At 54.2% G+C, this 22,219-nt stretch carries 22 protein-coding genes; 8 read left to right on the top strand and 14 right to left on the bottom strand.

Annotated features, from left to right (window positions below):
- Positions 1 to 86: 86 nt before the first annotated feature.
- The 10 genes from rpoS to ACT3R7_RS02090 all read right to left on the bottom strand — a co-directional run bounded on the left by rpoS (position 87) and on the right by ACT3R7_RS02090 (position 8,610).
- Positions 87 to 1,061 carry an RNA polymerase sigma factor RpoS gene (rpoS, locus tag ACT3R7_RS02135; RefSeq protein ID WP_193092328.1) on the bottom strand — a complete coding sequence of 325 codons (975 nt, stop codon included), beginning with the start codon at positions 1,059 to 1,061 and terminating at the stop codon, positions 87 to 89.
- Positions 1,062 to 1,221: 160 nt separating this feature from the next.
- Positions 1,222 to 2,316: a peptidoglycan DD-metalloendopeptidase family protein gene (locus ACT3R7_RS02130; RefSeq protein WP_193092327.1), complete on the bottom strand. Its 1,095-nt coding sequence runs from the start codon at positions 2,314 to 2,316 to the stop codon at positions 1,222 to 1,224.
- Positions 2,317 to 2,323: 7 nt separating this feature from the next.
- Positions 2,324 to 3,292 (bottom strand): DUF368 domain-containing protein, encoded by a 969-nt coding sequence (locus ACT3R7_RS02125; RefSeq protein WP_193092326.1) that lies wholly within the window; start codon positions 3,290 to 3,292, stop codon positions 2,324 to 2,326.
- Positions 3,289 to 3,966, bottom strand: coding sequence for a protein-L-isoaspartate(D-aspartate) O-methyltransferase (locus ACT3R7_RS02120; RefSeq protein WP_192536968.1), 678 nt, complete (start codon positions 3,964 to 3,966; stop codon positions 3,289 to 3,291). Before ACT3R7_RS02120 ends, ACT3R7_RS02125 begins: the two co-directional genes overlap by 4 nt.
- A complete protein-coding gene (gene surE, locus ACT3R7_RS02115) occupies positions 3,953 to 4,699 on the bottom strand; it encodes a 5'/3'-nucleotidase SurE (protein ID WP_192536967.1) in 747 nt (248 codons plus the stop codon). The genes ACT3R7_RS02120 and surE overlap by 14 nt, the downstream gene beginning before the upstream one ends.
- 36 nt (positions 4,700 to 4,735) lie before the next feature.
- Positions 4,736 to 5,776 (bottom strand): tRNA pseudouridine(13) synthase TruD, encoded by a 1,041-nt coding sequence (gene truD, locus ACT3R7_RS02110; protein WP_193092325.1) that lies wholly within the window; start codon positions 5,774 to 5,776, stop codon positions 4,736 to 4,738.
- Positions 5,769 to 6,257, bottom strand: coding sequence for a 2-C-methyl-D-erythritol 2,4-cyclodiphosphate synthase (gene ispF, locus ACT3R7_RS02105; protein WP_193092324.1), 489 nt, complete (start codon positions 6,255 to 6,257; stop codon positions 5,769 to 5,771). Before ispF ends, truD begins: the two co-directional genes overlap by 8 nt.
- 9 nt (positions 6,258 to 6,266) lie before the next feature.
- Positions 6,267 to 6,965, bottom strand: a complete 699-nt coding sequence (gene ispD, locus ACT3R7_RS02100; protein ID WP_193092323.1) for a 2-C-methyl-D-erythritol 4-phosphate cytidylyltransferase — start codon at positions 6,963 to 6,965, stop codon at positions 6,267 to 6,269.
- Positions 6,966 to 7,011: 46 nt separating this feature from the next.
- Positions 7,012 to 7,353, bottom strand: a complete 342-nt coding sequence (gene ftsB, locus ACT3R7_RS02095) for a cell division protein FtsB (RefSeq protein ID WP_018916423.1) — start codon at positions 7,351 to 7,353, stop codon at positions 7,012 to 7,014.
- Between the two features lie 111 nt (positions 7,354 to 7,464).
- Positions 7,465 to 8,610 (bottom strand): GNAT family N-acetyltransferase, encoded by a 1,146-nt coding sequence (locus ACT3R7_RS02090; protein WP_193092322.1) that lies wholly within the window; start codon positions 8,608 to 8,610, stop codon positions 7,465 to 7,467.
- 161 nt (positions 8,611 to 8,771) lie between these two features.
- Between ACT3R7_RS02090 and ACT3R7_RS02085 the strand changes: the two genes are divergently transcribed.
- The 4 genes from ACT3R7_RS02085 to ACT3R7_RS02070 all read left to right on the top strand — a co-directional run bounded on the left by ACT3R7_RS02085 (position 8,772) and on the right by ACT3R7_RS02070 (position 15,429).
- Positions 8,772 to 10,127, top strand: coding sequence for an aldehyde dehydrogenase family protein (locus tag ACT3R7_RS02085; protein WP_193092321.1), 1,356 nt, complete (start codon positions 8,772 to 8,774; stop codon positions 10,125 to 10,127).
- Positions 10,128 to 10,194: 67 nt separating this feature from the next.
- The gene (locus ACT3R7_RS02080; RefSeq protein WP_193092320.1) at positions 10,195 to 12,807 is read left to right on the top strand and encodes a hybrid sensor histidine kinase/response regulator; all 2,613 of its coding nucleotides are present in this window, start codon (positions 10,195 to 10,197) and stop codon (positions 12,805 to 12,807) included.
- Entirely contained in the window at positions 12,804 to 14,576 is a 1,773-nt protein-coding gene (locus ACT3R7_RS02075; protein WP_193092319.1) for an EAL domain-containing response regulator, read from the top strand. The genes ACT3R7_RS02080 and ACT3R7_RS02075 overlap by 4 nt, the downstream gene beginning before the upstream one ends.
- A complete protein-coding gene (locus tag ACT3R7_RS02070) occupies positions 14,566 to 15,429 on the top strand; it encodes a MurR/RpiR family transcriptional regulator (protein ID WP_193092318.1) in 864 nt (287 codons plus the stop codon). Before ACT3R7_RS02075 ends, ACT3R7_RS02070 begins: the two co-directional genes overlap by 11 nt.
- A 3-nt stretch (positions 15,430 to 15,432) precedes the next feature.
- Here the strand turns inward: ACT3R7_RS02070 and ACT3R7_RS02065 are convergent, their stop codons facing one another.
- Together ACT3R7_RS02065 and ACT3R7_RS02060 are read right to left on the bottom strand one after the other, a co-directional pair.
- Positions 15,433 to 15,792, bottom strand: coding sequence for a RidA family protein (locus ACT3R7_RS02065; RefSeq protein ID WP_192536958.1), 360 nt, complete (start codon positions 15,790 to 15,792; stop codon positions 15,433 to 15,435).
- A gap of 71 nt (positions 15,793 to 15,863) precedes the next feature.
- On the bottom strand, positions 15,864 to 16,346 hold the full coding sequence (locus ACT3R7_RS02060; RefSeq protein ID WP_192536957.1) for an Lrp/AsnC family transcriptional regulator: 483 nt from the start codon (positions 16,344 to 16,346) through the stop codon (positions 15,864 to 15,866).
- Between the two features lie 247 nt (positions 16,347 to 16,593).
- Here ACT3R7_RS02060 and ACT3R7_RS02055 point away from each other — a divergent pair, with 247 nt between their 5' ends.
- On the top strand, positions 16,594 to 18,288 hold the full coding sequence (locus ACT3R7_RS02055) for a 2-isopropylmalate synthase (protein ID WP_193092317.1): 1,695 nt from the start codon (positions 16,594 to 16,596) through the stop codon (positions 18,286 to 18,288).
- A gap of 121 nt (positions 18,289 to 18,409) precedes the next feature.
- On the opposite strand, the gene ACT3R7_RS02050 is transcribed toward ACT3R7_RS02055, so the two are convergent.
- Positions 18,410 to 19,264: a universal stress protein gene (locus ACT3R7_RS02050; RefSeq protein WP_193092316.1), complete on the bottom strand. Its 855-nt coding sequence runs from the start codon at positions 19,262 to 19,264 to the stop codon at positions 18,410 to 18,412.
- 252 nt (positions 19,265 to 19,516) lie between these two features.
- Here ACT3R7_RS02050 and crcB point away from each other — a divergent pair, with 252 nt between their 5' ends.
- Genes crcB through ACT3R7_RS02035 form a run of 3 tightly spaced genes read left to right on the top strand, consistent with a single transcriptional unit; the run spans position 19,517 to position 21,304 of the window.
- Complete coding sequence (crcB, locus tag ACT3R7_RS02045; protein ID WP_192536954.1) at positions 19,517 to 19,894, top strand: fluoride efflux transporter CrcB; 378 nt, start codon at positions 19,517 to 19,519, stop codon at positions 19,892 to 19,894.
- Positions 19,891 to 20,265 carry a fluoride efflux transporter FluC gene (locus ACT3R7_RS02040; RefSeq protein WP_192536953.1) on the top strand — a complete coding sequence of 125 codons (375 nt, stop codon included), beginning with the start codon at positions 19,891 to 19,893 and terminating at the stop codon, positions 20,263 to 20,265. The genes crcB and ACT3R7_RS02040 overlap by 4 nt, the downstream gene beginning before the upstream one ends.
- 52 nt (positions 20,266 to 20,317) lie before the next feature.
- Complete coding sequence (locus tag ACT3R7_RS02035; RefSeq protein WP_193092315.1) at positions 20,318 to 21,304, top strand: arsenic resistance protein; 987 nt, start codon at positions 20,318 to 20,320, stop codon at positions 21,302 to 21,304.
- Between the two features lie 47 nt (positions 21,305 to 21,351).
- Here the strand turns inward: ACT3R7_RS02035 and ACT3R7_RS02030 are convergent, their stop codons facing one another.
- Entirely contained in the window at positions 21,352 to 22,209 is an 858-nt protein-coding gene (locus ACT3R7_RS02030) for a universal stress protein (RefSeq protein WP_192536951.1), read from the bottom strand.
- Positions 22,210 to 22,219: the final 10 nt, after the last annotated feature.

The following is a 22,219-nucleotide window of genomic DNA, read 5'->3' as shown; positions in this document are numbered from 1 at the left end:
TTCCCAATAAACCATCGCCCTAACGGCAACGCACCGAGCATAAACTCGGTGCGTCAAGGCAGTGCCTACTGAATGGGTCGTATCAACTAGCTTTCGAAAATAGCTTCTAATGAAAGGCCCTGCTTCTCAAGTGAGCGGCGCAGTTTCTTTAACGCCTCCACCTGAATTTGTCGAACACGCTCACGGGTCAGGCCAATTTCCGCGCCCACTTCCTCAAGAGTGGCCGCTTCATGGCCGCGTAAACCGAAGCGGCGCACAACGACCTCGCGCTGTTTATCACTTAGCTCATCCAGCCAGTGATCCACGTGTTCACGCACATCACCATCGACCAGACTGCCTTCGGGGCCTTGTACATCGTCATCAGCCAGGGTATCGATCAGCGGTTTATCGCTCTCGCCACCCATGGGGTAGTCGACCGAGGAGACACGCTCGTTGAGGCCCAGCATTTTCTTAACCGTATCAACCGGCTTATCGAGATGTTCAGCAATCTCTTCTGCGGTTGCTTCATGGTCAAGCTTTTGGGTCAGTTCACGTGCTGCGCGCAGATAAATATTAAGCTCTTTAACAACGTGAATCGGCAAACGAATCGTCCGCGTCTGGTTCATCAGCGCACGTTCGATAGTCTGGCGAATCCACCACGTTGCATACGTTGAAAAGCGAAACCCACGTTCAGGGTCAAATTTTTCAACCGCACGAATAAGACCTAAATTACCTTCTTCGATCAGGTCAAGCAGCGTTAGCCCCCGATTGAGGTAGCGCCGGGCAATTTTAACCACCAGCCGCAGGTTGGACTCGATCATTCGTGAACGACCCAGTGCATCTCCCTTACGCGCCAAGCGGCCGTAATAGACCTCTTCTTCTGGCGTTAATAGCGGCGAAAACCCTATTTCATTGAGGTAGATTTGCGTAGCATCTAAGCTTTGAGTTGACTGCCGATCCTCGCGCCCTAATGCTTTTTCAAAGGCATCCTCTTCCGCTGCGACATCATCGTCAGCGTTATCAAACGCTTCTTCGGCAGCATCCAGGTCAACCTCCTGTAGATCCTTCTCCAGCATACTCATGGTCTTACCCCCGTAGTATCGCCCGCCCGCCTTTTTCCAAAAATTAAAGGGTAGTCGCACTGTCGGTGCGCAATACCGTTATTGTTATTATGCTGAATCAGCGGCTTAGCGCTGATTCATAGAGCTTGCCATTATCCACCTGCCTAGCTGCAGGCCGTGGTTAACGTGAGGGGAGAAAGTCCAATGGGTCCTGAGGCTGTCCATCGCGACGCACCTCAAAATGCAGCCTGACACTTCCTGCATCGCTATTACCCATGGTGGCAATTACCTCGCCCGCTTCCACTACATCATTCTCTTTAACGCTTAAACTGTCGTTGTGCGCGTAGGCACTCAAGAACTGATCATTGTGTTTAAGAAGGATGAGATTGCCGTATCCACGTACGCCGCTGCCTGCATAAACGACAATTCCAGGACCAGCCGCTTTGACAGGTTGCCCCTTTTGTCCGTCGATATCAATCCCGGCGGTAATCGAGTCCCCTTCACCAAACTTGCCAGTGACCTGTCCATCGGTCGGCCACTGCCAGTTTATCGTCTCTACAGGCGTGAAAGTGCGCGATGAACGATCTGTACGTGCTGGAGGCGTGGCAGCAGGTGCCGCGGATTGGGCAACGGACTGTTCCGCCGGTTCGCGTGCAGGAGCTGCCGCCGGCTCTGGTTCAGGTTTTGGCTCTTCTGCTTCAGCCGCTGCCACGACCTCTGGCTTGGACGGCTCTTCACGCGGCGTATTGCTGCTAGCGGCTACTTGTTCAGCGCTCTCAACGGCCTGGCGATTAGCACGCTCTTGTGCCTGACCCTCAGCGTTTAAACGTTGATTACGCTCAATCGCCGACTCGTCAGGCAACAGCCAATCGAGCTCCTGGTCGTTACTGGCTACCGCCGTCGTCGGGGGATTTAACCCCGTCGCCACTACGCCACGCGATTCACTGCGGGCATTTTGCGGCTGGTTATTAGGCTGAGCATTATTGGACGGTGAATTATTAGCGCGTGAGCCCCCATCACGCAAGGCAATCATCTGCCCAGGACGAATCTGATAGGGTGCCTCGATATTGTTCATCGCGGCCAACTGCCGATAATCCAGATTATGCTGCCAGGCAATGCCATACAGGGTATCGCCGGGCTTTACAGTATATTGAGGCGAATTTTCCACGGCACTGCGCGCTTCGCTTAAATCACGCACCTGCGGGGCGCCATGCTGTTGATTGGCACACCCGCTAATCGCCAATACTAACGCTGACATCATGAAGATTTTACGCATGCAAACCCTACTCCTTTTCAGCGCTGCGCGGTATTTTTGAATCAGACGTGGCCGCCTGTCCTGCCTGACGATTTAACAATACGACCAGCAGTGCGCCAATAGCCATTAGCGCCACCACGCCAATGACCTGCGCTGAAGTGCCGGTCAACATCGCATAATCACTCGGCAGCAAATAACGATAATCCAATGGAATCATTTGCCCGCTAGGGCCTATTTGATAGCGTAACAGCTCACGCCACGGCCAGAGAACCGGCAATGAGCCGATAATAAACCCTAAAAGTAGCTGCATGGTAAAGTCATGATGGCGTTTTAACAGCCAAGATAATAGGCGTGAAAACGATGCCAAGCCAACCACACACCCCATACCAAACAGCACAATGATCGTGATATCGAAGCTGCGGATAGCCCCCATAATCGTGCCGTAGAGTCCCATCGTGAGCAACAAAAAGCTGCCTGACACGCCAGGCAACAGCATGGCGCTAATCGCGATACAGCCGGCCACCATGACAACGAGCGCTTCATTGCCGATCAATAGTACCAGCGGCATTAAACTCGGCAACATGCTGGCCAGCACCAGGCCTGCTAACAGTGGAATCACAAACCAGAACCGCCAGCGCCTCCCGGCTTGCCCCACGACAAGCGAGGAAGCGGCGACCAAACCAAAGAAAAACCCGTCGAGCAATAGCGGGTGCGCCTCCATTAGCCATAACGCCAGGTGCGCCACGCTCACCAGACTGATCCCGACACCCGTCAGCAGCGGAATCAAGAAAGCCAGGTTCAAATACTGGAATAAAGCGCGCCAGCCGTTGCGATGCCACACCCCCAACGCACGGGGGCTAAACTGCTTGATGGTATTGATCAGTTCTTCATAAATACCGGTCACAAAGGCAATTGTGCCACCAGACACCCCGGGTACGGCATCAGCGGCGCCCATTCCGGCGCCTTTTAAAAAGATTCCCAAGGCTTTACGCTTCAATCCACCACTCCTTGCAATAGGGGTACAAAGCGAACGGGCTCAAGCCGCCGCTTTTCAAAGGCACCGCCAATGCGCTTTATTTGGGTAAGCCATTGGCTGCCGTCAGGTTCCTCAAGCGGGGCAATTAATACCCCATCACGGCTGAGCTGCTCAAGCAGCAATTCTGGCAGCGTCTGAGCACAGGCGGTCAACAAAATAACATCAAAGGGTGCCGCCGCGGACCACCCTTCACCGCCGTCAGCCACGGTCAATCTGGCCTCGGCCCCCAGCCGCCACAAACGCTCGCTTGCCCGCTCGTGCAGGGCATAAATACGCTCAATCGAGTAAAGCTCTTTCACCAGGCGCGATAAAATCAGCGTTTGATAGCCAGAGCCTGTGCCGACTTCCAGCACGCGACGCGGCTCGGCTTTCACCACCAGCTCGGTCATACGGGCAACCGTAAGCGGCTGGGAGAGCGTCTGCCCAAACCCGATTGGTAGCGCAGTGTCCTCATAGGCGCGATGAGCCAGGGCCTCATCGACAAACAGATGGCGAGGTTCGCTGGCCATCACGTCCAACACCTTTGGGTGGCGGATCCCCTGCTCAATCAGGCGATCAACCATACGGTCTCGTGTGCGCTGGGAGGTCATCCCTCGTCCCAGACGCTCAATGAGTGAAAGCTCAGGCAAAGGCATCCAACCAGTCCTGCACATCACGGCGCGCTGGATGGCGCGTTAAATCGGTTTGCAACGGGGTAATCGACACGAAACCGGCTTCAATAGCCGCAAAGTCGGTATCTTCGCCATCGTCGGCATTAGCAGCCACCGGCGCAATCCAGTAGCGCGTACGTCCGCGTGGGTCTTCAACGGGCAGCGGCTTTTCAGCAGGCCCTCTATACCCAAGACGCGTCACCTTGACGCCCTTGATGGACGACCAGGGCACATCCGGTACGTTAACGTTCAACAGCGTTCTGGGGGGCAAGGAGAGCCTGTCGGCCGCGCCGATCAGGCTGGCAGCCACTTTACCGGCGGTATCAAAGTAGCGCTCACCGCATAGCGACATAGCAATTGCGGTCATGCCCAGATTACGCCCTTCCATGGCAGCGGCGACGGTACCTGAGTAAAGCACATCATCCCCTAGATTACTGCCATGATTAATGCCGGATATCACCAGATCGGGATGCTCGTCCCATACGCCGTTAACACCTAAATAAACGCAGTCAGCGGGCGTGCCGTCAACGCTATAAAAACCATTATCTAGCGCCGTCAACGAGAGCGGCCGCGATAACGTCAAGGAGTTACTTGCCCCGCTACGATCGCGATCCGGTGCCACAACACGCAGATTGGCATGCGCCTGCAGCGCGTCATGCAGCGCTTTAAGCCCAGGGGCATGGACGCCGTCGTCATTGGAAAGCAGCAGTCGCCGCATGGAAGTCTCCTTGTTTATCAAGCGTAGCCGTGTCTATCACGCCATATCGGGGTGGTGAATCAACTCACCGATGACGGCAGTAGCAAAGCTGCCTCGTGGTAACGCAAACGAGAGTAGCACGGCATCGGATTCCCAGGTGAGCTGGGGCGCGGTTAATCGCATGCGCAAGGCTCTGCGCGACCGCTTCACACCGCTTTGTTCTAAACCGGCACACAGCGCAGGGTACTGCTGGGATAGCTGCGTTTCATAGCTCGCTGCATCTTCAGAGGCTTTGTCACCCACGCCCCACAGCACGCCGGTTGGATGCACGTCCAGCTCAGCGGCGCGGGATATCAGGCTTTCATCCACTGAATCGACGTTAAACACGCTTTGCGTGCCGTCTAACATCAGCGTATCGCCCGCGACAGGCTGGTTCCAGGTGCCGTCCGACAGCCGGGTGCTTAACAGTTCGTTAAACAGAAAGCTTCGCGCGGTGGAAAGCAGCATCCCTTGTCGATCATCGCGCTTACGCCAACCGCGCGCCAGCAGTGCCTCGGCGCGGTGTAAATTGCGCCCTTCAGGGCCAAAGCGCTGGGGACCAAAATAGTTGGGTACGCCCTGCCTGCATAGCGCCTGCCAACGGTTTTCAAAATCATCGGCCTGGATGGCCTCGCCCGTTAAGCGCAGAGTAAAACCATTTGTGCGATGAACGCCGCGCTTTAACTTGCGCGGGTGGCGGGCCTGCTCCAACACCTTAATCCCTAGCGCCGCAAGCGAGGCAGCCAGATTGTCAGGCGCTTCGCGCCCAGGCAAATGCACGCTTAGCCACTGGCGCGTGACGGCAATCCGATCCTTCATGCCCGAATAGCCAATATCCCGCTGGGTAACGCCACACAGTCGGCTTAAGCTTTTCACCACATCCAGCGTGGTCTGATTGCGTTTCTCAAGCCGCAGCCAAAGGTGTTCTCCGTGCGCTTCCGGGGTGAAGTCCAAGTGTTCATCAACCAGAAAATCTTCAGGCTGGGCACGATACTGGCCGGGCCTGGGCGGCCCAAACGTGTCATCCAAACGGCGCTGCCAGCTAGGAAGCTTACTCATTGGGTTCCTCAAGCCGGCCGAGCAATACCACGGCTTCAGCGGCAATTCCTTCCCCACGCCCGGTAAATCCTAACTGCTCAGTCGTAGTCGCCTTAACGTTCACCTGACCAAGCGAAACGCCCAGCGTATCAGCGATGGTTTGGCGCATTATTTCAATATGCGGTGCCATTTTCGGCGCCTGAGCCATCAGCGTGGCGTCCAGGTTAACAATGCCAAAACCTTCAGCCTGAACCAGAACCATGACATGACGCAGCAGCGCTCGGCTGTCCGCGCCTTCCCATTCGGCGTCCGTATCAGGGAAGTGGTGACCGATATCGCCTAGCGCGCAGGCGCCTAAAAGCGCGTCGCTAATCGCATGCAGCAATACATCACCATCGGAGTGGGCTACAAAGCCCTGCGAAAACGGCAGTTTAACGCCACCGATCATTAAATGGTCGCCGGGGCCGAAGCGGTGAACGTCAAATCCATGGCCAATACGCATTAGGCGCTCCTAAATAAGCGGGTCTGTTTGTGCTGCTAAAATAGCGGCAGCAAGGGCAAGATCATCAGGATGGGTGACTTTTAAATTGTCCCGACGTCCGCTGACTAAGCGTGGTTGATGGCCCAGCGCTTCGACCGCCGAAGCTTCATCGGTCACTACTCGCTTTTGATGCCGGGCGCTCTCGAGCGCCTGACGCAGCAGCGCGTAGGAAAACCCCTGAGGCGTCAGAGCATGCCAAAGCCCATCGCGGGGTTCGGTATGGGCGCTCAGCTGCTCGGCATTGGCCCGCTTCATGGTATCGGCCACAGGCATCGCCAATAGCGCACCGCCTGCGTGAGTTGATGCGGCCTGATAAAGCGCCCGCAGATCCCCCGGGGTAATACACGGGCGCGCCACGTCGTGCACCATCACAATGTCGTTGTCGCGCGCCTGCATGGCATGCAGCGCATTCAATACGCTGTCCATACGCTCCGTACCGCCGGGCACGCGCTGCCAGTGGGCAAAGGGCACCCAGTCAGGCTGAAACCAGCGGTCGTCGGCATCCAGGCACAGCACCAGCGTGGCGTGCGGAAACGCCTGATAAAGCCGCGCCAGGGTGCGCGCAAGGATGGGTTGCTCATCCAGCATCAAATACTGTTTGGGCTTATCGGCGCCCATACGTCGCCCTTGGCCCGCAGCGGGCACCACTAACCACAATGCCCTGCTCACCGCCACTCTCCGAGCTTACTCATCGCAAATGCATTCACTGTGCAGATTACTCTCGGTTCAGCCGAGGCTGGGTCACCAAGCCTGCGTTAATGCCTATCAGTTCGGTCGCGATCGCCACCCCGGGTACCCAGAAAAATTGCTCATCGCTGCGAACCATGCCCATATCGCTTCGGGCACGCTCTTCGATAGCATCCAAGCCGTTTTTGAGATCGGTGACCTCGGCCGCCAGACGGGCGTTACGTTCACGCATGGGCAGGTTATCGGCCTCTTGCATCGCAACGCGTTGTTCCACTACTTGCAGATCACGTAAGCCACCATTGCCCAACCACAGCGTATATTGGAGCAAGCCCAGCACGGCAAGTAGCGCAACCACCAGCCATTTGTGCATCACCGATCTCCTGACATAAAGACTAAATGATATAAGGATTAAAGAAGCTACAGCCATCCACGGTAACGGCGCGCATTATGCCATTATGCAGAACCATCAGCGAGCCGCACATTATTTGAATGGCAAGGCTTTATAAGCCGCTTCCCGGTACGCGTTGATATGCGCACCTTCCTGCTGACAGAACTGGGCAACGCCGGCCGCGAGGCCTGGATGAGCCAAATAGTGCAGCGAGCGTATGCGTTGGGGCGCAAAACCGCGTATTAACTTATGCTCGCCTTGGGTACCGGGGTCAAAAAGTGTCAACCCCCGCTGTAAGCAGTACTCTATGCCTTGATAATAACAGGCTTCAAAATGCAGGCAGTCAGCAACCACCTCACTGCCCCAATAGCGGCCATAAAGCGTTTTTTCATTACGAAAGTAAAGGGCCGACGCGACCGGCTGACCATCCAGACGCGCCTGCACCAGCATCAGCGCTTCAGGCATGGTTTGGCGCAACTGCTCAAAAAATGCCTTGTTCAGATAAGGGGAGCGACCCCGCTCCAGGTATGTCATCGAATAACAGCGATAGAAGTGGGTCATCGCCTCCGGCGAAATGTTCTCGCCTTCCAGGCGAGCCAGCGTGAGCCCCTGCTCGGCGACCAGACGTCGCTCACGCTTGATCATTTTGCGGCGTTTGGAGGTGAGGCTTGCCAAAAAGCCATCAAAGTCGCCAAAGCCTGCATCCCGCCACTGAAACTGCACACCTTCACGGGCAATCAACTCAGGGAACTGGGCCTGCCAGGCCGCCACGTCGTTTTCATCGGCAAACAGTAAGTGCCAGCTGGAGAGCGACTGTTGCTCACACAGTGACTGCCAAGCGGAGGCCAGCAGCGCGCGAACCGCATCTACATCAAACGTTTTGGCCAACAACGTGCGCATGCCTGGAACGGGAGTAAATGGAATGGCGCTGAGTATCTTGGGGTAGTAGTCTCCACCCGCTTTTTCAAAAGCTTCAGCCCACCCCCAATCGAATACGTATTCACCGTACGAATGATGCTTACGGTACATTGGCAGTGCGCCGACCAGCTGGTCGCCCTGCCAAACGCAGGCATGGCATGGCTCCCACCCTGTCTCACGGCTTACCGAGCCGCTGAGTTCCAGTGCATTTAAAAAGGCATGGCGCAAAAACGGCTGATCGCCAGCCAAGGCGTCCCACTGGCTTGCTTTAATATCGCTCATGGCAGATAAACTAGAGAGCTTTAGCGGACATGTAGGCATGGTATCTCCCGAAATGCGAGGTGGTCGCCTCTTGTCATCTGGCGTTACTTTATCATTAACCCCGGTTGACGCTTAACTCAGTTAACCTGGCGCTTATCGCGACAGCTATTTCGCCCATGACATTCAGGTACGAACAATCAGGCGAGAAATAAGGAGAGGCTATGACGCACGATTTAACAGGCATTTTTAACGCCCAGCGGCATGCTGTTAATCAGACCCCTTTCCCAACGTTAAGTGTGAGGCGCAAGCGCCTGGCGCGTTTAGCGCAAATGACCAAGCGGCATCAGCACGACATTGTTCGCGCCATTCAGGCGGACTTCGGTCAGCGTAGTGCCGTCGAAATCCGCCTGGCAGAAATTAACAGCGTGATACAGGCGATTAGCTATACGCGCCGCCACCTTTGGCACTGGATGCGACCTTGGCGCGCTAGCATGCCTTGGCGTTTACTGCCCGCCCGAGCGCGCATCTCACCCCAGCCGTTAGGCATCGTGGGGGTTATCTCGCCTTGGAACTACCCGTGGAGTTTGGCATTAATGCCCGTCATTGACGCCTTTGCGGCAGGCAACGTGGTGATGCTGAAGCCTAGTGAGCTGTCCCCGCACACCAGCGCTCTGCTTGCACGTCTGGTCGCACAATATTTTACTCAGGACGAACTCTCGGTAATCCAGGGCGACGCATCAATCGCGCAGGAATTTAGTGCGCTGCCCTTTGATCATCTGGTATTTACCGGCTCGACCAGCGTGGGGCGCCAAGTAGCCAGTGCCGCGGCGGCAAACCTTACCCCGGTCACCCTGGAGCTGGGCGGCAAATCGCCTGTGCTGGTGGCAGGCGATGCTGACATGGATAAAGCCGCCGCTGCAATTATCTTCGGCAAAGCGTTTAACGGTGGCCAAACGTGCCTCGCGCCGGACTATGTGCTGGTGGAAAGCCGTCATTTAGATGCGCTGATAAGCGCTTTAAGCCGCGCTATTGTGCATCAGCGCCCGGATAGCCGCGAGGTAACACAGCCCATCAATGAAGCGCATCAACAGCGCATTGAAGAAATGTTGGCACAAGCGCGTAACCATGGCTGCCGTGTCATTGATCATGGTGACTACGCGCCCTCGCTGGTCATAGACCCGACCCAGGATCTACGCATCATGCGCGAGGAGATTTTTGGCCGAGGACTGCCTGTCATTAGCGTCAAAAGCATCGACGCCGCGCTTACATTCATTAACGCGCGCCCGCATGCACTTGCCCTCTATGCCTTTACCAACGATAAAACGCTACAATCGCGGCTGTTAAAGACCACGCGTTCCGGCGCCCTGGTCTTTAATGAAACGCTGCTGCATCACGCCGTTCCCACTCTGCCGTTTGGCGGCGTGGGCGAAAGCGGCATGGGTGCGTATCACGGGCGTAGTGGATTCGATCGCTTTAGCCATTTACGTAGTGTATTTCATCAGGCAAAGCGTGCTACAAGCCGATTTTTACATCCTCCCTACCGGCGCTGGCTAATAAACTTACTTCGGCTTGGTTAAAGTTTATTAATCAGCGACCGATAATAGACATACATTACTTTACATATTTTTTTCATTTAGGAACCTTATGCAAGCCGCCGATACGCCCCATAACGAAGCACAACGCCTCGCGGCATTGCAGGCTCTGAATATTCTCGACACCCCCCTTGAAGCATCTTTTGACCGTATCACTCAATTGGCCAGGGAAATCTTTGATGTTCCTATTGCACTAGTTTCTCTGGTTGATAAAGATCGTCAGTGGTTTAAATCACGCCAAGGAATTGATGCCTGCGAGACAGAGCGCCGCGTTTCATTTTGCGCTCACGCTATCGCCCAGGATGCCTTTCTGGTGGTAGAAGATACATACAACGATCTACGCTTTAATGATAATGACCTGGTCAGTGATGCCCCGTTTATCCGCTTTTATGCAGGCTACCCCCTACGCCCAAACGGCAGCCTACCCGTGGGCACTCTTTGCCTGATTGACCGAAAGCCCAGAAGCTTTTCAGCGCGTGAACAAAACATTTTGAAAGGTCTTGCCCAACAGGTTGAAGAGCTACTGAATCAGCGCACACTAAGTGAAGCACTAACCAGTACGGCGCGCCGATTTGAGGCACTGTTTACTAAAAGCGCTACCGGCAAAGTGCGCATTGATCGATCTGGCAATATGATTGCCGTTAACCCTTTTGCCGTGCAGTTACTTGGTTATACCGAAGACGAGTTGATTGGCAAAAACGTAGCCATTCTAACACCGCCCGATATCGCCTCACACCACGACGGTTTTATTGCCCGCTACCTTTCTGGCGGTGAGCCTAAAATTATTGGCCGTGGCCGAGAAGTCTACGCCCAGCACAAAGATGGTCATGTCATACCCGTTCATCTAGCGGTCAACACTATCCCCAATGATCAGGGAGAAGTCGTTGAATTTTTGGGCATTTTGACCGATTTAAGCGATATACACGCCGCCAACCAGCGCACTAATAAAGAGCAGAGCCTGCTAAAAGTGCTTCACCAAGGGATAACCGACTACCAGGCGCTGATGTCGGGCGAGCGCTTATGGACGTTTCTTATGGAAGCATTGCGCGAGCTAACCGACAGCGACTATGCGTTGATTGGCGAGGTGTTACCTACCGATACCACCAATGCACTTAAAATTCATGCCATTACCGATCTTTCCTGGAACGCTGAGTCACGTCAGTTGATGGAGAGCCTGCGCAGTGGCGATATGATGCTGACCAACCCTAATTCGCTACTGGGTCGTGTATTTGCCTTTGGCGAAGTCGTCATGACCAATGACGTTTATACCCACATCCAGCGCGGCGGTTTTCCACTTGGGCATCCGACGTTATCCAACTACCTGGGTGTGCCGATTTTTAACGGTGAAGAGCTTATTGGCATGTACGCGATTGCCAACAGCAAGCAACCACTCAATCAGGGACTGCTCGACTGGCTACAGCCGTTTACCGATACCTGCGCCCTGTTAATTAATCTTTATGGCCAAATGGCAGAGCGCGAACAGGTAATGCATGACCTGGCCGCCGCCCGTGATCAGGCTGAAAAAGCCAATAAAAGTAAAAGTGAATTTCTATCTTCGATGAGCCACGAGTTACGCACCCCGCTCAACGCTATTATCGGATTTTCCCAACTTCTGGGCAAAGGCCGCCGCGACCCGCTAAGCAGTAAACAACAGCGCCAAATCAATCAGATCGAAAAAAGTGGTCAACACCTATTAAACCTGATCAATGAAGTACTCGACTTAGCAAGAATCGAAGCGGGCCAAATGGCCCTTTCGATTGAGCCAATTCTGATTGAAAACGTTATAGATGATGCCTGCTCTACTTTAGAAGCGACGATGGAAGCGGCTGATATCACCTTGATACGATCGCCTCTGTCCGTTCCCTGCCAGGTCGTTGCAGACTATACACGCGCCAAACAGGTCCTTTTAAATCTGTTATCCAATGCCATTAAGTACAACTGTGAAGCAGGCAAAATTACCATTGCTGTCGAACAATGTGACGACAGCATACGTATTAACATCACCGACACTGGGTTTGGAATTTCGCCGAAACGCCATCATGAGTTGTTCGAACCTTTTAACCGTCTGGATGCTGAATATGGGGCCATTGAGGGTACCGGTATAGGCCTTGCGATCACACGCCAATTAATTGAGCGCATGAATGGACAGGTGGGCGTGGAAAGCGAGTTGGGCAACGGTGCCACATTCTGGTTTACCTTACCCATAGCCGACCCATCGACGCTCAACCCTGCGCGCCATACGTCAGGTATTACTAGCTTCCCGATTAATAACCTGCGTGCTTATAAGCTGCTCTATATCGAAGATAACCCGACCAACCAACGGCTAATGGAAGACATCATTGAGGATATTGAGGAACTTCAGCTAGTGATGGCGCCAAGTGCCGAAATTGGTTTAGAGTTGATGCGTCAATCGCCGCCGGACATTGTATTAATGGACATACACCTACCAGGAATGAACGGCTTTCAGGCGTTGGATGTAATCCAAAAAGATGAGCAGTTACGCGGTATTCATATTATTGCGTTATCGGCTAACGCAATGGAACGGGATATCAAGCACGGTCTTGCCGCAGGCTTTGACGCCTATCTTACCAAACCTTTAGATATTGATAGACTCGCCACCACGCTTACCAAGTTTATTAGCCTAGCCCCAGGGAAGGAGCCATGAACCTAGCCAGTAAACATGTGCTAGTAGTGGATGACAACCCTATCAACGTTGAGCTGCTACTGGATCTGCTAGACGACAACGGCTTTACTCAGGTACATGGAATTAGCGACCCAAGCCATGTTCTTGCTCATTGTCAGCTACAAAAGCCAGACTTAATACTGCTGGATATTCGGATGCCTGTCCTGGATGGCTATGCACTGATTTCCCTGCTGCAAAAACAATTTTCCCATCAAATGCCGCCAATTATTGTGCTTACCGCACAAATTGACGATGAAACTCGTTACCGCGCACTCAATATGGGCGCACGCGACTTTATTACCAAACCCTTCAATCATGATGAGGTACTTCAGCGCATTCGCAATGCGCTTAGCCTTGAGCATCGCTATCAGGTACGCGACCAACAAGCCGAAACGCTTGAGCGCATGGTGGCCAAGCGTACCCAAGAGCTGAATCGCCAATCGCGCACCGACTCCATAACCCAATTACCCAATCGACGCGGCTTAATGCAGGCACTTCGAGAAGCTGCATTGTCAGCCTCAGGCACAGGGCTTTTATTTATCGCTTTGGATGATTTGGATAATGTGGTTCGGCTGCACGGCTATAGCATCGCTGATCAGTTGATTGCACATACGAGTCAGCAGCTCTCTGCACATTTGGATAATATTGGTCTGCTGGGCTTGTGGGGCGGAAGCGAACTCCTGGTCATCACCCCGGTCAGCGACCAATATGAGCTTGAACAATTAGCCACGCGGTTGCTCAGCACCTTTGAACAGGATCAGGCGCTGGGTGATTTGCTCTTGCCACTGGATGCGCGCATTGGAATTAGCTGGGCAAGTGGGCGCTTTGAAATCGAACGGCTGGTACATATGGCGGCGCTGGCGCTGCCGCATAGGGGCGGCAACCTGCGCATTCAACGCTATCAGGAAACGTTGGAAGTACAGCAACGCCACCGGCTCAACCTTCAACAAGCCATCCGCGGCGCCCCTCAGCGTGGCGAGATGTCGCTGGCCTTTCAGCCTAAAATCTCTTTGGCGACCCAACAGATTATTGGTGCAGAAGCCTTGCTGCGCTGGCACCACCCTGAACTTGGGCATATTTCGCCTGCAGACTTTATTCCTTTGGCAGAAGCCAGCGGGGATATTCTGGCGATTGGCGAATGGGTGCTCGAAGAAACCATGCAGCAAATAGTAACTTGGCGAAAGCAGGGGCTGCTCAACGATCATTTTCATATCGCGGTCAATGTGGCTGCGCGCCAGTTAACGCGTAAAGACTTCGCCCAAAAACTGCTGGATCGACTGGCAGCGTATGACATTCCTGAACGTTTTCTAGCGCTGGAAGTGACCGAGTCAGGCTTAATGAGCGATATGCAAAATGCCCGCGTGCAGCTGGCTCAGCTCGCCAGAATGAACGTGGCCGTGGCTATTGATGACTTTGGCACTGGCCACTCATCGCTTGCTTATGTAAAAACGCTGCCCTTCTCTACGCTAAAGATCGACCGTGCGTTTGTGATGGATCTTGAAAAAAATGCCGTGGATCGTCAGCTTGCCGTTATGATTACCCAGTTGGCACATGCGGTGGGCTGCGATGTAGTAGCAGAAGGTATTGAGACCGCCTCACAGGCGGCATACCTGCGCTCTATCGGTTGTGAAGCTGCGCAAGGCTTTTATTATGCCCGCCCATTACCTGCCGATGACTTTGTTGCCTGGTGTAATAATTGGGCTCCACAGCCTATGCCACTCACGACACGGAGCTTGTTTAATGGCGCATGATTTGCTTAATCGCTTACGCGAACGCTTAGAAGATTTAAATCGCTCCGAGCGCAAAGTCGCTAATGTGATTTTAGAAGATCCGGCCGCGGCAACCAGCTTAAGCATCGCAAGCCTCGCCCAGGCGGCCAGCGTCAGTGAGCCTACTGTTAATCGGTTTTGCCGCAACTTTGGCGCCAAGGGCTATCCAGATTTTAAAATCAAACTGGCCCAAAGCCTGGCAGGCGGAACCCCGTATGTCACTCGCGCGGTAGAGCCTGGTGATACGGCCGCCCAATACACACACAAAATTTTTGGCGCAACGATTGCCGCACTGGATGAAGCACAGCGTGACATCAATATCTCAGCCGTCGAGCGCATGGTTGATTATCTAACCCAGGCGAAACAGATCCATTTTTTTGGCTTGGGCGCGTCAGGGGCTGTCGCTCAGGATGCCCAGCATAAGTTTTTCCGCTTCAACCTGCCGGTGATGGCGTACGTCGACGTCCTGATGCAGCGCATGGTGGCAGCAGCCTGCCATACCGGTGATGTGGTGGTGATTATCTCCTACACCGGGCGTACCCGTGAGCTGGTCGACATCGCGCGCGTGGCGCGTGAAGCCGGAGCGGTGGTGCTGGGTATTACTGCGCCAGACTCACCGCTGAGTGCAGAGTGCAGCGCCACCCTGGATGTGGCGACACCAGAAGATACCGACCACTATATGCCGATGACCTCCAGGGTAATTCAGCTCACACTGATTGACGCGCTAGCCACCGGGGTCACGCTGCGGCGCGGCGAGGATTTCCTGCCGCACCTTAAGAAAATCAAAGACAGCCTGCGTGATACCCGCTTTCCGCTAGATTCGTCCAGCCAATAATCGTTAGGCCGAAACAGCCGTCGTTACGCTAACTTCTACTTTTAATTCGTCGGCAGGCATCGGAGCACACACGCAGGTACGAGCCGGCGCATAGCCTTCGGGTACCCAGGCGTCCCAAACGTCATTCATGGCGGCGAAATCGCTGCCATCCTTGAGATAAATCGTGGCACTGAGCAGCTCCTCGCGGCTGGAACCAATCTCTTTTAACAGTGCATCGACGCGGGCCAGCATGCTTTGTGTCTGCGCGGTAATATCGCCATTGCGCGCTTCAGGCCCGGCCACCTGGCCACATAAATAGGCAACGCCCTGATGAATAACGGCGCGGCTCATACGGGCTTTGGTATCGTGACGCTTGATAGACATAGAAGACTCCACTGCATATGGGTAAAAAGGCAGTGTAAACGGCTATCTAATCGCTGACCATGCTTTCGTGCTCAGCGTTCGCTGGGCACGGGTCGGTGCTCGAAAACCCGGCGAAGCACAAAGCTTGTATGTGCACCGGTGACCCCTTCAATACGGTTGATCACGTGCAGCAGCAAATGCTGGTAGTCATCCATATCGCGCACCAAAATTTTTAACTGAAAATCGGCAGCCTGCCCGGTAATAATCAAACACTCAATGACGTTGGGAATCTGTCGGATATGGTGTTCAAAGTTCTCAAATCGCTCAGAGGTATGTTGATCCATCGCAATGTGCAGCAGCACCATCAGTTGATAACCCAACTGGCGGGCATCTACCTCGGCGCGATATTGCATAATCAAGCCGTGCTCTTCCAGCGCGCGGACCCGGCGTAAGCAGGGCGACGCCGAAAGGCCAATTCGGTCGGCAAGCTCCTGGTTGCTGATCCGCCCTTCCTGCTGCAGGATAGCCAAAATCTGGCGATCAAAGCGATCCAGCGTCAATGGCGTTATCGACATAATAAGCAGCTCCTGCTAATAAATTTCAATTTATTAAAATATACTGCCAATTAATGCCATTTTTATCTATTTTTAGCAACAACCTAGCGCCACAAACCCGTTACACTATCCACACTGCCAAAAGCAGTTAACAGTTGCGTGCCATACTCTGCATCATGAGTCTGCACCGATGAGCGTGTTTTAATGCACCAAGGCCTACACCACAAGCGGCCAGTTTTCCAAGTCATTAACCCTTAGGAATTTCACCATGTCTGCTTTCGATCATCGTAAATATCGCCCAGCACCGCGCGTTCCTGCGTTTAACCGCCAATGGCCTGACCGAGACCTTGATCGCGCGCCGATCTGGGTAAGTGAAGACCTACGTGACGGTAACCAGGCGCTGCTGGAGCCGATGACCGTTGAGCAGAAAAAACGCTTCTGGCATCAGATCGTCAAGGTGGGCATTAAAGAAGTCATGGTGGGGTTTCCTTCCGCCAGCCAGCCCGATTTTGATTTTGTCCGCTGGCTAATTGAAGAAAACCAGATTCCGGACGATGTCACCATTGCTGTGCTGGTACAGTGCCGCGAGCACCTGATTGAAAAGACCTTTGAATCGTTAGTGGGTGCCAAGCGAGCCATTGTCCACCTGTATAACTCCACCTCAACCATTCAGCGCGAGCGCGTTTTTGAGATGGACCGCGATGGCATTACTGATATTGCCGTTCAGGGTGCTAACTGGGTCAAAACCTACGCCGCCCAATACCCTGACATTGAGTGGCGTTTCGAGTACACCCCAGAAAGTTTCTCCAGCACCGAAATCGATTTCTCACTGGCTATCTGCGAAGCAGTCATGGACGTCTGGCAGCCAACCCCTGAGAACAAATGTATTCTCAACCTGCCGACGACCGTCGAAGTGGCCGGCCCCCATCACCATGCCGACCAGATCGAATACTTCTGCCAGCACATTAGCCGTCGCGACAGCGTGATTATCTCGGTACATACCCATAACGACCGGGGCGGTGCCGTGGCCTCAGCAGAGCTTGCTTTATTGGCAGGGGCCGACCGAGTAGAAGGCACTTTGCTGGGCAACGGCGAGCGTACCGGCAACATGGATATCGTGACGCTGGCCATGAATCTTTATAGCCAGGGCATTGATCCCAAGCTTGATCTTTCCAACCCCGATGAAATCATCCAGGTGGTCAACGAGTGCACCGGGATTGCCATGCATCCACGCCACCCGTGGGTAGGCGAAATGGTGTATACCGCATTCTCGGGCAGCCACCAGGATGCGATTCGCAAATCCTTGAAACACCAGAAGACTGATGAGCCGTGGCAAGTGGCCTATTTGCCGATTGACCCTCACGATATTGGCCGCGATTATCAAGCGGTGATTCGGGTTAACAGCCAATCCGGCAAGGGCGGCATGGCCTTCTTGTTGGAGCGTGACTACGGCATCAACCTGCCACGTTGGATGATGCTGGCACTCGCTCCCTATGTGCAAAAAGAGAGTGAAGATCGCGCCAGCGAGCTTTCAAGCGAGATGGTTCGCCAAGTGATGTGCGACAACTTCACTCAGGACACACCGCTTTCGCTGGCGGATTACCAGCTCTCCAAGGGCCAGCGCGAAGGGCTTGAAGTTACCCTTTGGCAAGGCAGTGAAACGCTGCGTTTAGCGGGTTCAGGTAATGGCGCTATGTCCGCGTTTACCGACGCCTGGCAGAAACATTCCGGTACCAGTATCGGCATTATAGATTACAGCGAACACTCACTAGGCGGCGACAGCGAAGCCAATGCCATTGCCTTTGTGCAGCTCAACATAGACGGCCAGCGGATCTGTGCCTTTGCTGAAGATAGCGATACCGTGAGTGCTTCATTGAAAGCACTGATTTCAGGGATCAATTTAGCGGCGCAAAACGCCGATAAGAGCGCTCAGCAGTCGTCCGAAAGCGCGCTTACGGTCTAATGTTTAAGGCCTAATATTTAAGGTCTATGCAGTTACGCCCTTGGCAAGCCGATGAAAAGCTACATCTGTAGCCGTTTGCCAAGGGTTGTTTTCGCGTATGACAGACGTGCCGGAAGTACCGTTAGCGCAAAATCAGTACCGGCACCTGGGTTTTTCGCAGCATTGTAGTGGTCGTGCTGCCCAGTAATAAACGACGAATGCGCGAGTGTCCATAGGCGCCCATCACCAGCATATCGATCTTATGGTCCTGCTGATAATGGCGCAGCGTTTCTTCTACATCGCCTGCATGTATCGCGCCTTTAACGCTATGCTGCTCATCGCGCAATGCTTTTAATGCCCAGGCCAGCTGTAGACGGTTTTCGGCGGTTTCTGCACCCACCAGCACCACATGGCACTCAAGCCCCTTAAGCAGCGGGCTTTTCGCCACCATCTTAATACTCTTACGTGCCGTCGCACTGCCATCAAAAGCCATCATGACTTTATGAGGCGGGATAAACTCCCTGGGCACCATCAGAATGGGACGCTGCATTTCTCGGACAACGCGTTCAAGGTTGGCGCCTACATGGCCGTTTGCCAGATGGGTTGTTTCCCCACGCTTCCCGAGAACCAGCAAATGTAACGTGTGCTCCTGGTCGGTGAGGGTTTCGATCAGCGTTCCATGACGCTGCACGCTTTCAAACTCTGCAATACCCGCCTTTTCGGCACACGTCGTCGCTGCCTCAAGCAATAAGCGACCCTGTTCGCGAGCAATTTTAGCGCGCTGCTTATCAACGTTAGCTAGCTCTTCCAGTAAATGCTCACGGGTCCCCAAACCCAGATGACCGGTCAGGTCAGGACTCACCGTCTGAGCGTCATGCTCGACCACATGGATAAACGTGAGTGAAGCATCCAGCGCCTTTGCTGCCCATGCGGCATATTGGCAAACACCTTCTGCAAACGGGGAGCGATCAATAGCGGCTAAAACGTAGTCAGACATAAGCGACCTCTTCAAGTGAGTGCAGACACTGCGCTGATGACCTATTCCTCGTTTAGGTGGAGTGATCGACTAGCAAGGGGCGCTAATTTTTATTGGCTCTTACCTGTGTATTAGTTCTTTCTGGGGATTCTGTCTACTCATATCGCCATTAGCGCCTCTTCCTACCTCCATAGAATGGCGTGATACACTTTGGCGCTTTTAGCTTAAAACCCAGCCATTGGGCGCACCCGATGACGTCAGCAGGGGCTTGGCATGATGAGTTTTTTATTAGTGGCGTTAGGCGGCGCGCTTGGCGGCATGGGGCGTTTTGCAATTGCAAACCTGCTCGCCAAAAAGTATGGACAGCAATTCCCCTGGGGTACGCTTTGTGTAAACGCTAGCGGCGCGTTGGCGGCTGGCTGGCTTTTAGGCACACAGGGCTTTCCTGAGCACGCTACTTCATCGCTTTGGCTTATAAGCGTCACCGGGCTACTCGGGGGTTACACCACCGTCTCGTCATTCAGCTTACAAACGCTTGGGCTTTGGCGAAGTGGCCATTCTATAAGGGCTATTACCAATATTATCGCGACGCTGTTGCTTGGCCTTTGTATGGCTTATGTGGGCTGGCTGTTATCCGGGAGCCGCTCATGAAGGCTTGGCAGCATTATTTAGCCGTAGGCATTGGCAGCGGTCTGGGTAGCGCAATGCGCTATGCGGTATCGCTTGGTGCTCAAGCAACGCTGGGCAGCTATTTCCCCTGGGGCACGCTGCTGGCCAACGTGGCAGGCTCGTGGCTGATTGGCTGGTTAGCCGCTGTGGCAACGCTTGCGCCTACCCGTTGGTGGCAGCCTTTTGGCATCGCAGGATTTTGTGGCGGCTTTACGACGTTCTCACTGTTCAGCGTAGAGACACTGCATTTTATTGATATAGGCAAGCCGGGCCTTGCGCTTGTGTATCTAGTGGTTAGCCTACCGCTGTGGCTGGGCGCCGCTGCAGTAGGCGATCGCATGGCGCGCTCATAAAAACCTACACCAGCCACCGTTAACCCTAAGCGGCCAGGAGCACTCCCCCTTAATGCGTGACCAGATGGAAAAACATCAGTCCTGGATATATCTTGGCTTTATTTGTGCGGGCTTAGCGCTAGGCGCCTATGCGCCAGAGCTAACGGCGTCTTTTGACCGTTTATTGTGGCCACTATTAGGCGTACTGCTCTACGTAACGTTTACCCAGATCCCTTTGCTACGCATAGCACAAGGTGCCACCGATACCCGCTTTATGATCGCCCTGCTGGTCGGCAACTTTGTGGCTATTCCGGCATTTTTAGCCATGATGCTGCTGTGGCTCCCGCTTTCCCCCGCCGTGCTGGCCGGTGTGTTACTGGTACTTTTAGTGCCCTGCACCGATTGGTTTATCAGCTTCACCCACTTAGGTAAAGGCGATACTGCGCGAGCCATTGCCGCCACCCCGCTGCTATTGCTGGTGCAGATAATCGCGTTGCCGCTCTACCTGTGGCTGTTCTTAGGCAGCGAGTGGTTTCTGCTTACCTTTTCGACGGCGCTACTGGGCGCTTTTGCAGGCTTTATTTTACTGCCGTTAGCGCTGGCCTGGCTGACCGAGTACGCTGGCGCTCGGCAACCCCGCATTAAGAAGATCACTTACTGTTTGGGCATACTTCCCGTGCCATTGCTTGCGCTGGTGGTCTTTACCATAGCGGCGTCGCAGGTGAATAGCCTAGACGGGCTTTATTATGTGATGGCCCAGGTAGTGCTTATCTTTATAGGTTTTCTGATGTTTGCGGGATGGCTGGGGAAGCTATTGGGCACGCTGTTCAGGCTTCCTGTAGCCAGCGCCAGAACGCTGGCCTTCAGCTTTGGCACGCGCAATTCGTTTGTCATGCTGCCCATTGCCCTGGCCCTGCCGGAAGCCTTGCAGGTCGCCGTGGTGGTGATTGTCTTTCAGTCGCTGGTCGAGCTTTTCGGCATGATCGTTTTCCTGCGCTGGGTGCCCAACCGGCTGCTGCCTGAAGGCCATGGACAAGAAAGCCGCCCCGCCAACCAGTAGCGAGGCGGCCTTGAACCGCACAGGTTTCAAACATCACTGGCTATCGATCAGCGCAGAATCAGCACCGGGATATGGCTACCGCGGAGCATCGCGGTCGTCGTGCTGCCCACCAGCAAATGGCGAATGCGCGAGTGCCCGTAGGCGCCCATCACCAGCAGATCAATGCCGTGCTCCTGCACATAGGCCTGTAATGCCTCGTCTACATCACCTGCACGAATAGCACCTTCTGCCTGGTGGCCCGCTTCGCGAAGATTATCCAGCGCCCAGTCAAGCTGGGAGTGATTTTCTGCCGTTTCGGCACCCACAATCAATACATGGCACTCGCTGCCCGCAAACAGCGGCGAGCGGGCCAGCATTTCTACTCCCTTGCGAGCCGTTTTGCTGCCATCGAAGGCGATCAGCACCTTTTCAGGCCGCTTGAAGGTAGCCGGGACCATGAGAATCGGTCGATGCATTTCACGCACGACGCGCTCAAGATTGGCGCCCAGATGGCCGCTGGCCTGGTGGGCCGTCTCGCCACGTTTACCTACCACCAGTAGCCGTATGTCTTTTTCAAGCGCTACCAAGGTTTCCACCAGCGTCCCATTTAGCTGGCGGGTAGTCGAGTCACTAATGTCTTTCGCTTTCGTCCGCTTCTGAGCGGCTTCCAGCATTAGCTTCCCCTGCTCGCGGTTCACTTTGGCGCGCTGCTCATCAAGCGCTGAAAGCTCCTCCATCAAATGCTCGCGGGCGCCAAAATGTAGATTACCTGAAAGATCCTGTTCACTGGGCGCTGCTGAGTGGTTGTCCAACACATGCACAAAGCACAGGGGTGCATTTAGCGCCAAGCTTGCCCAGGCAGCGTAGTCGCACACACCTTCTGAAAACTCTGAGCCATCAATCGCGGCGATTACTTGCTCACTCATGTTGCTCTCC

The organism is Halomonas sp. AOP43-A1-21 (assembly GCF_052376775.1).
GTDB lineage: Bacteria > Pseudomonadota > Gammaproteobacteria > Pseudomonadales > Halomonadaceae > Vreelandella > Vreelandella colorata.
Note: the sequence above shows the minus strand (reverse complement) of the source record. Positions and strands in the feature narration are given on the sequence as shown.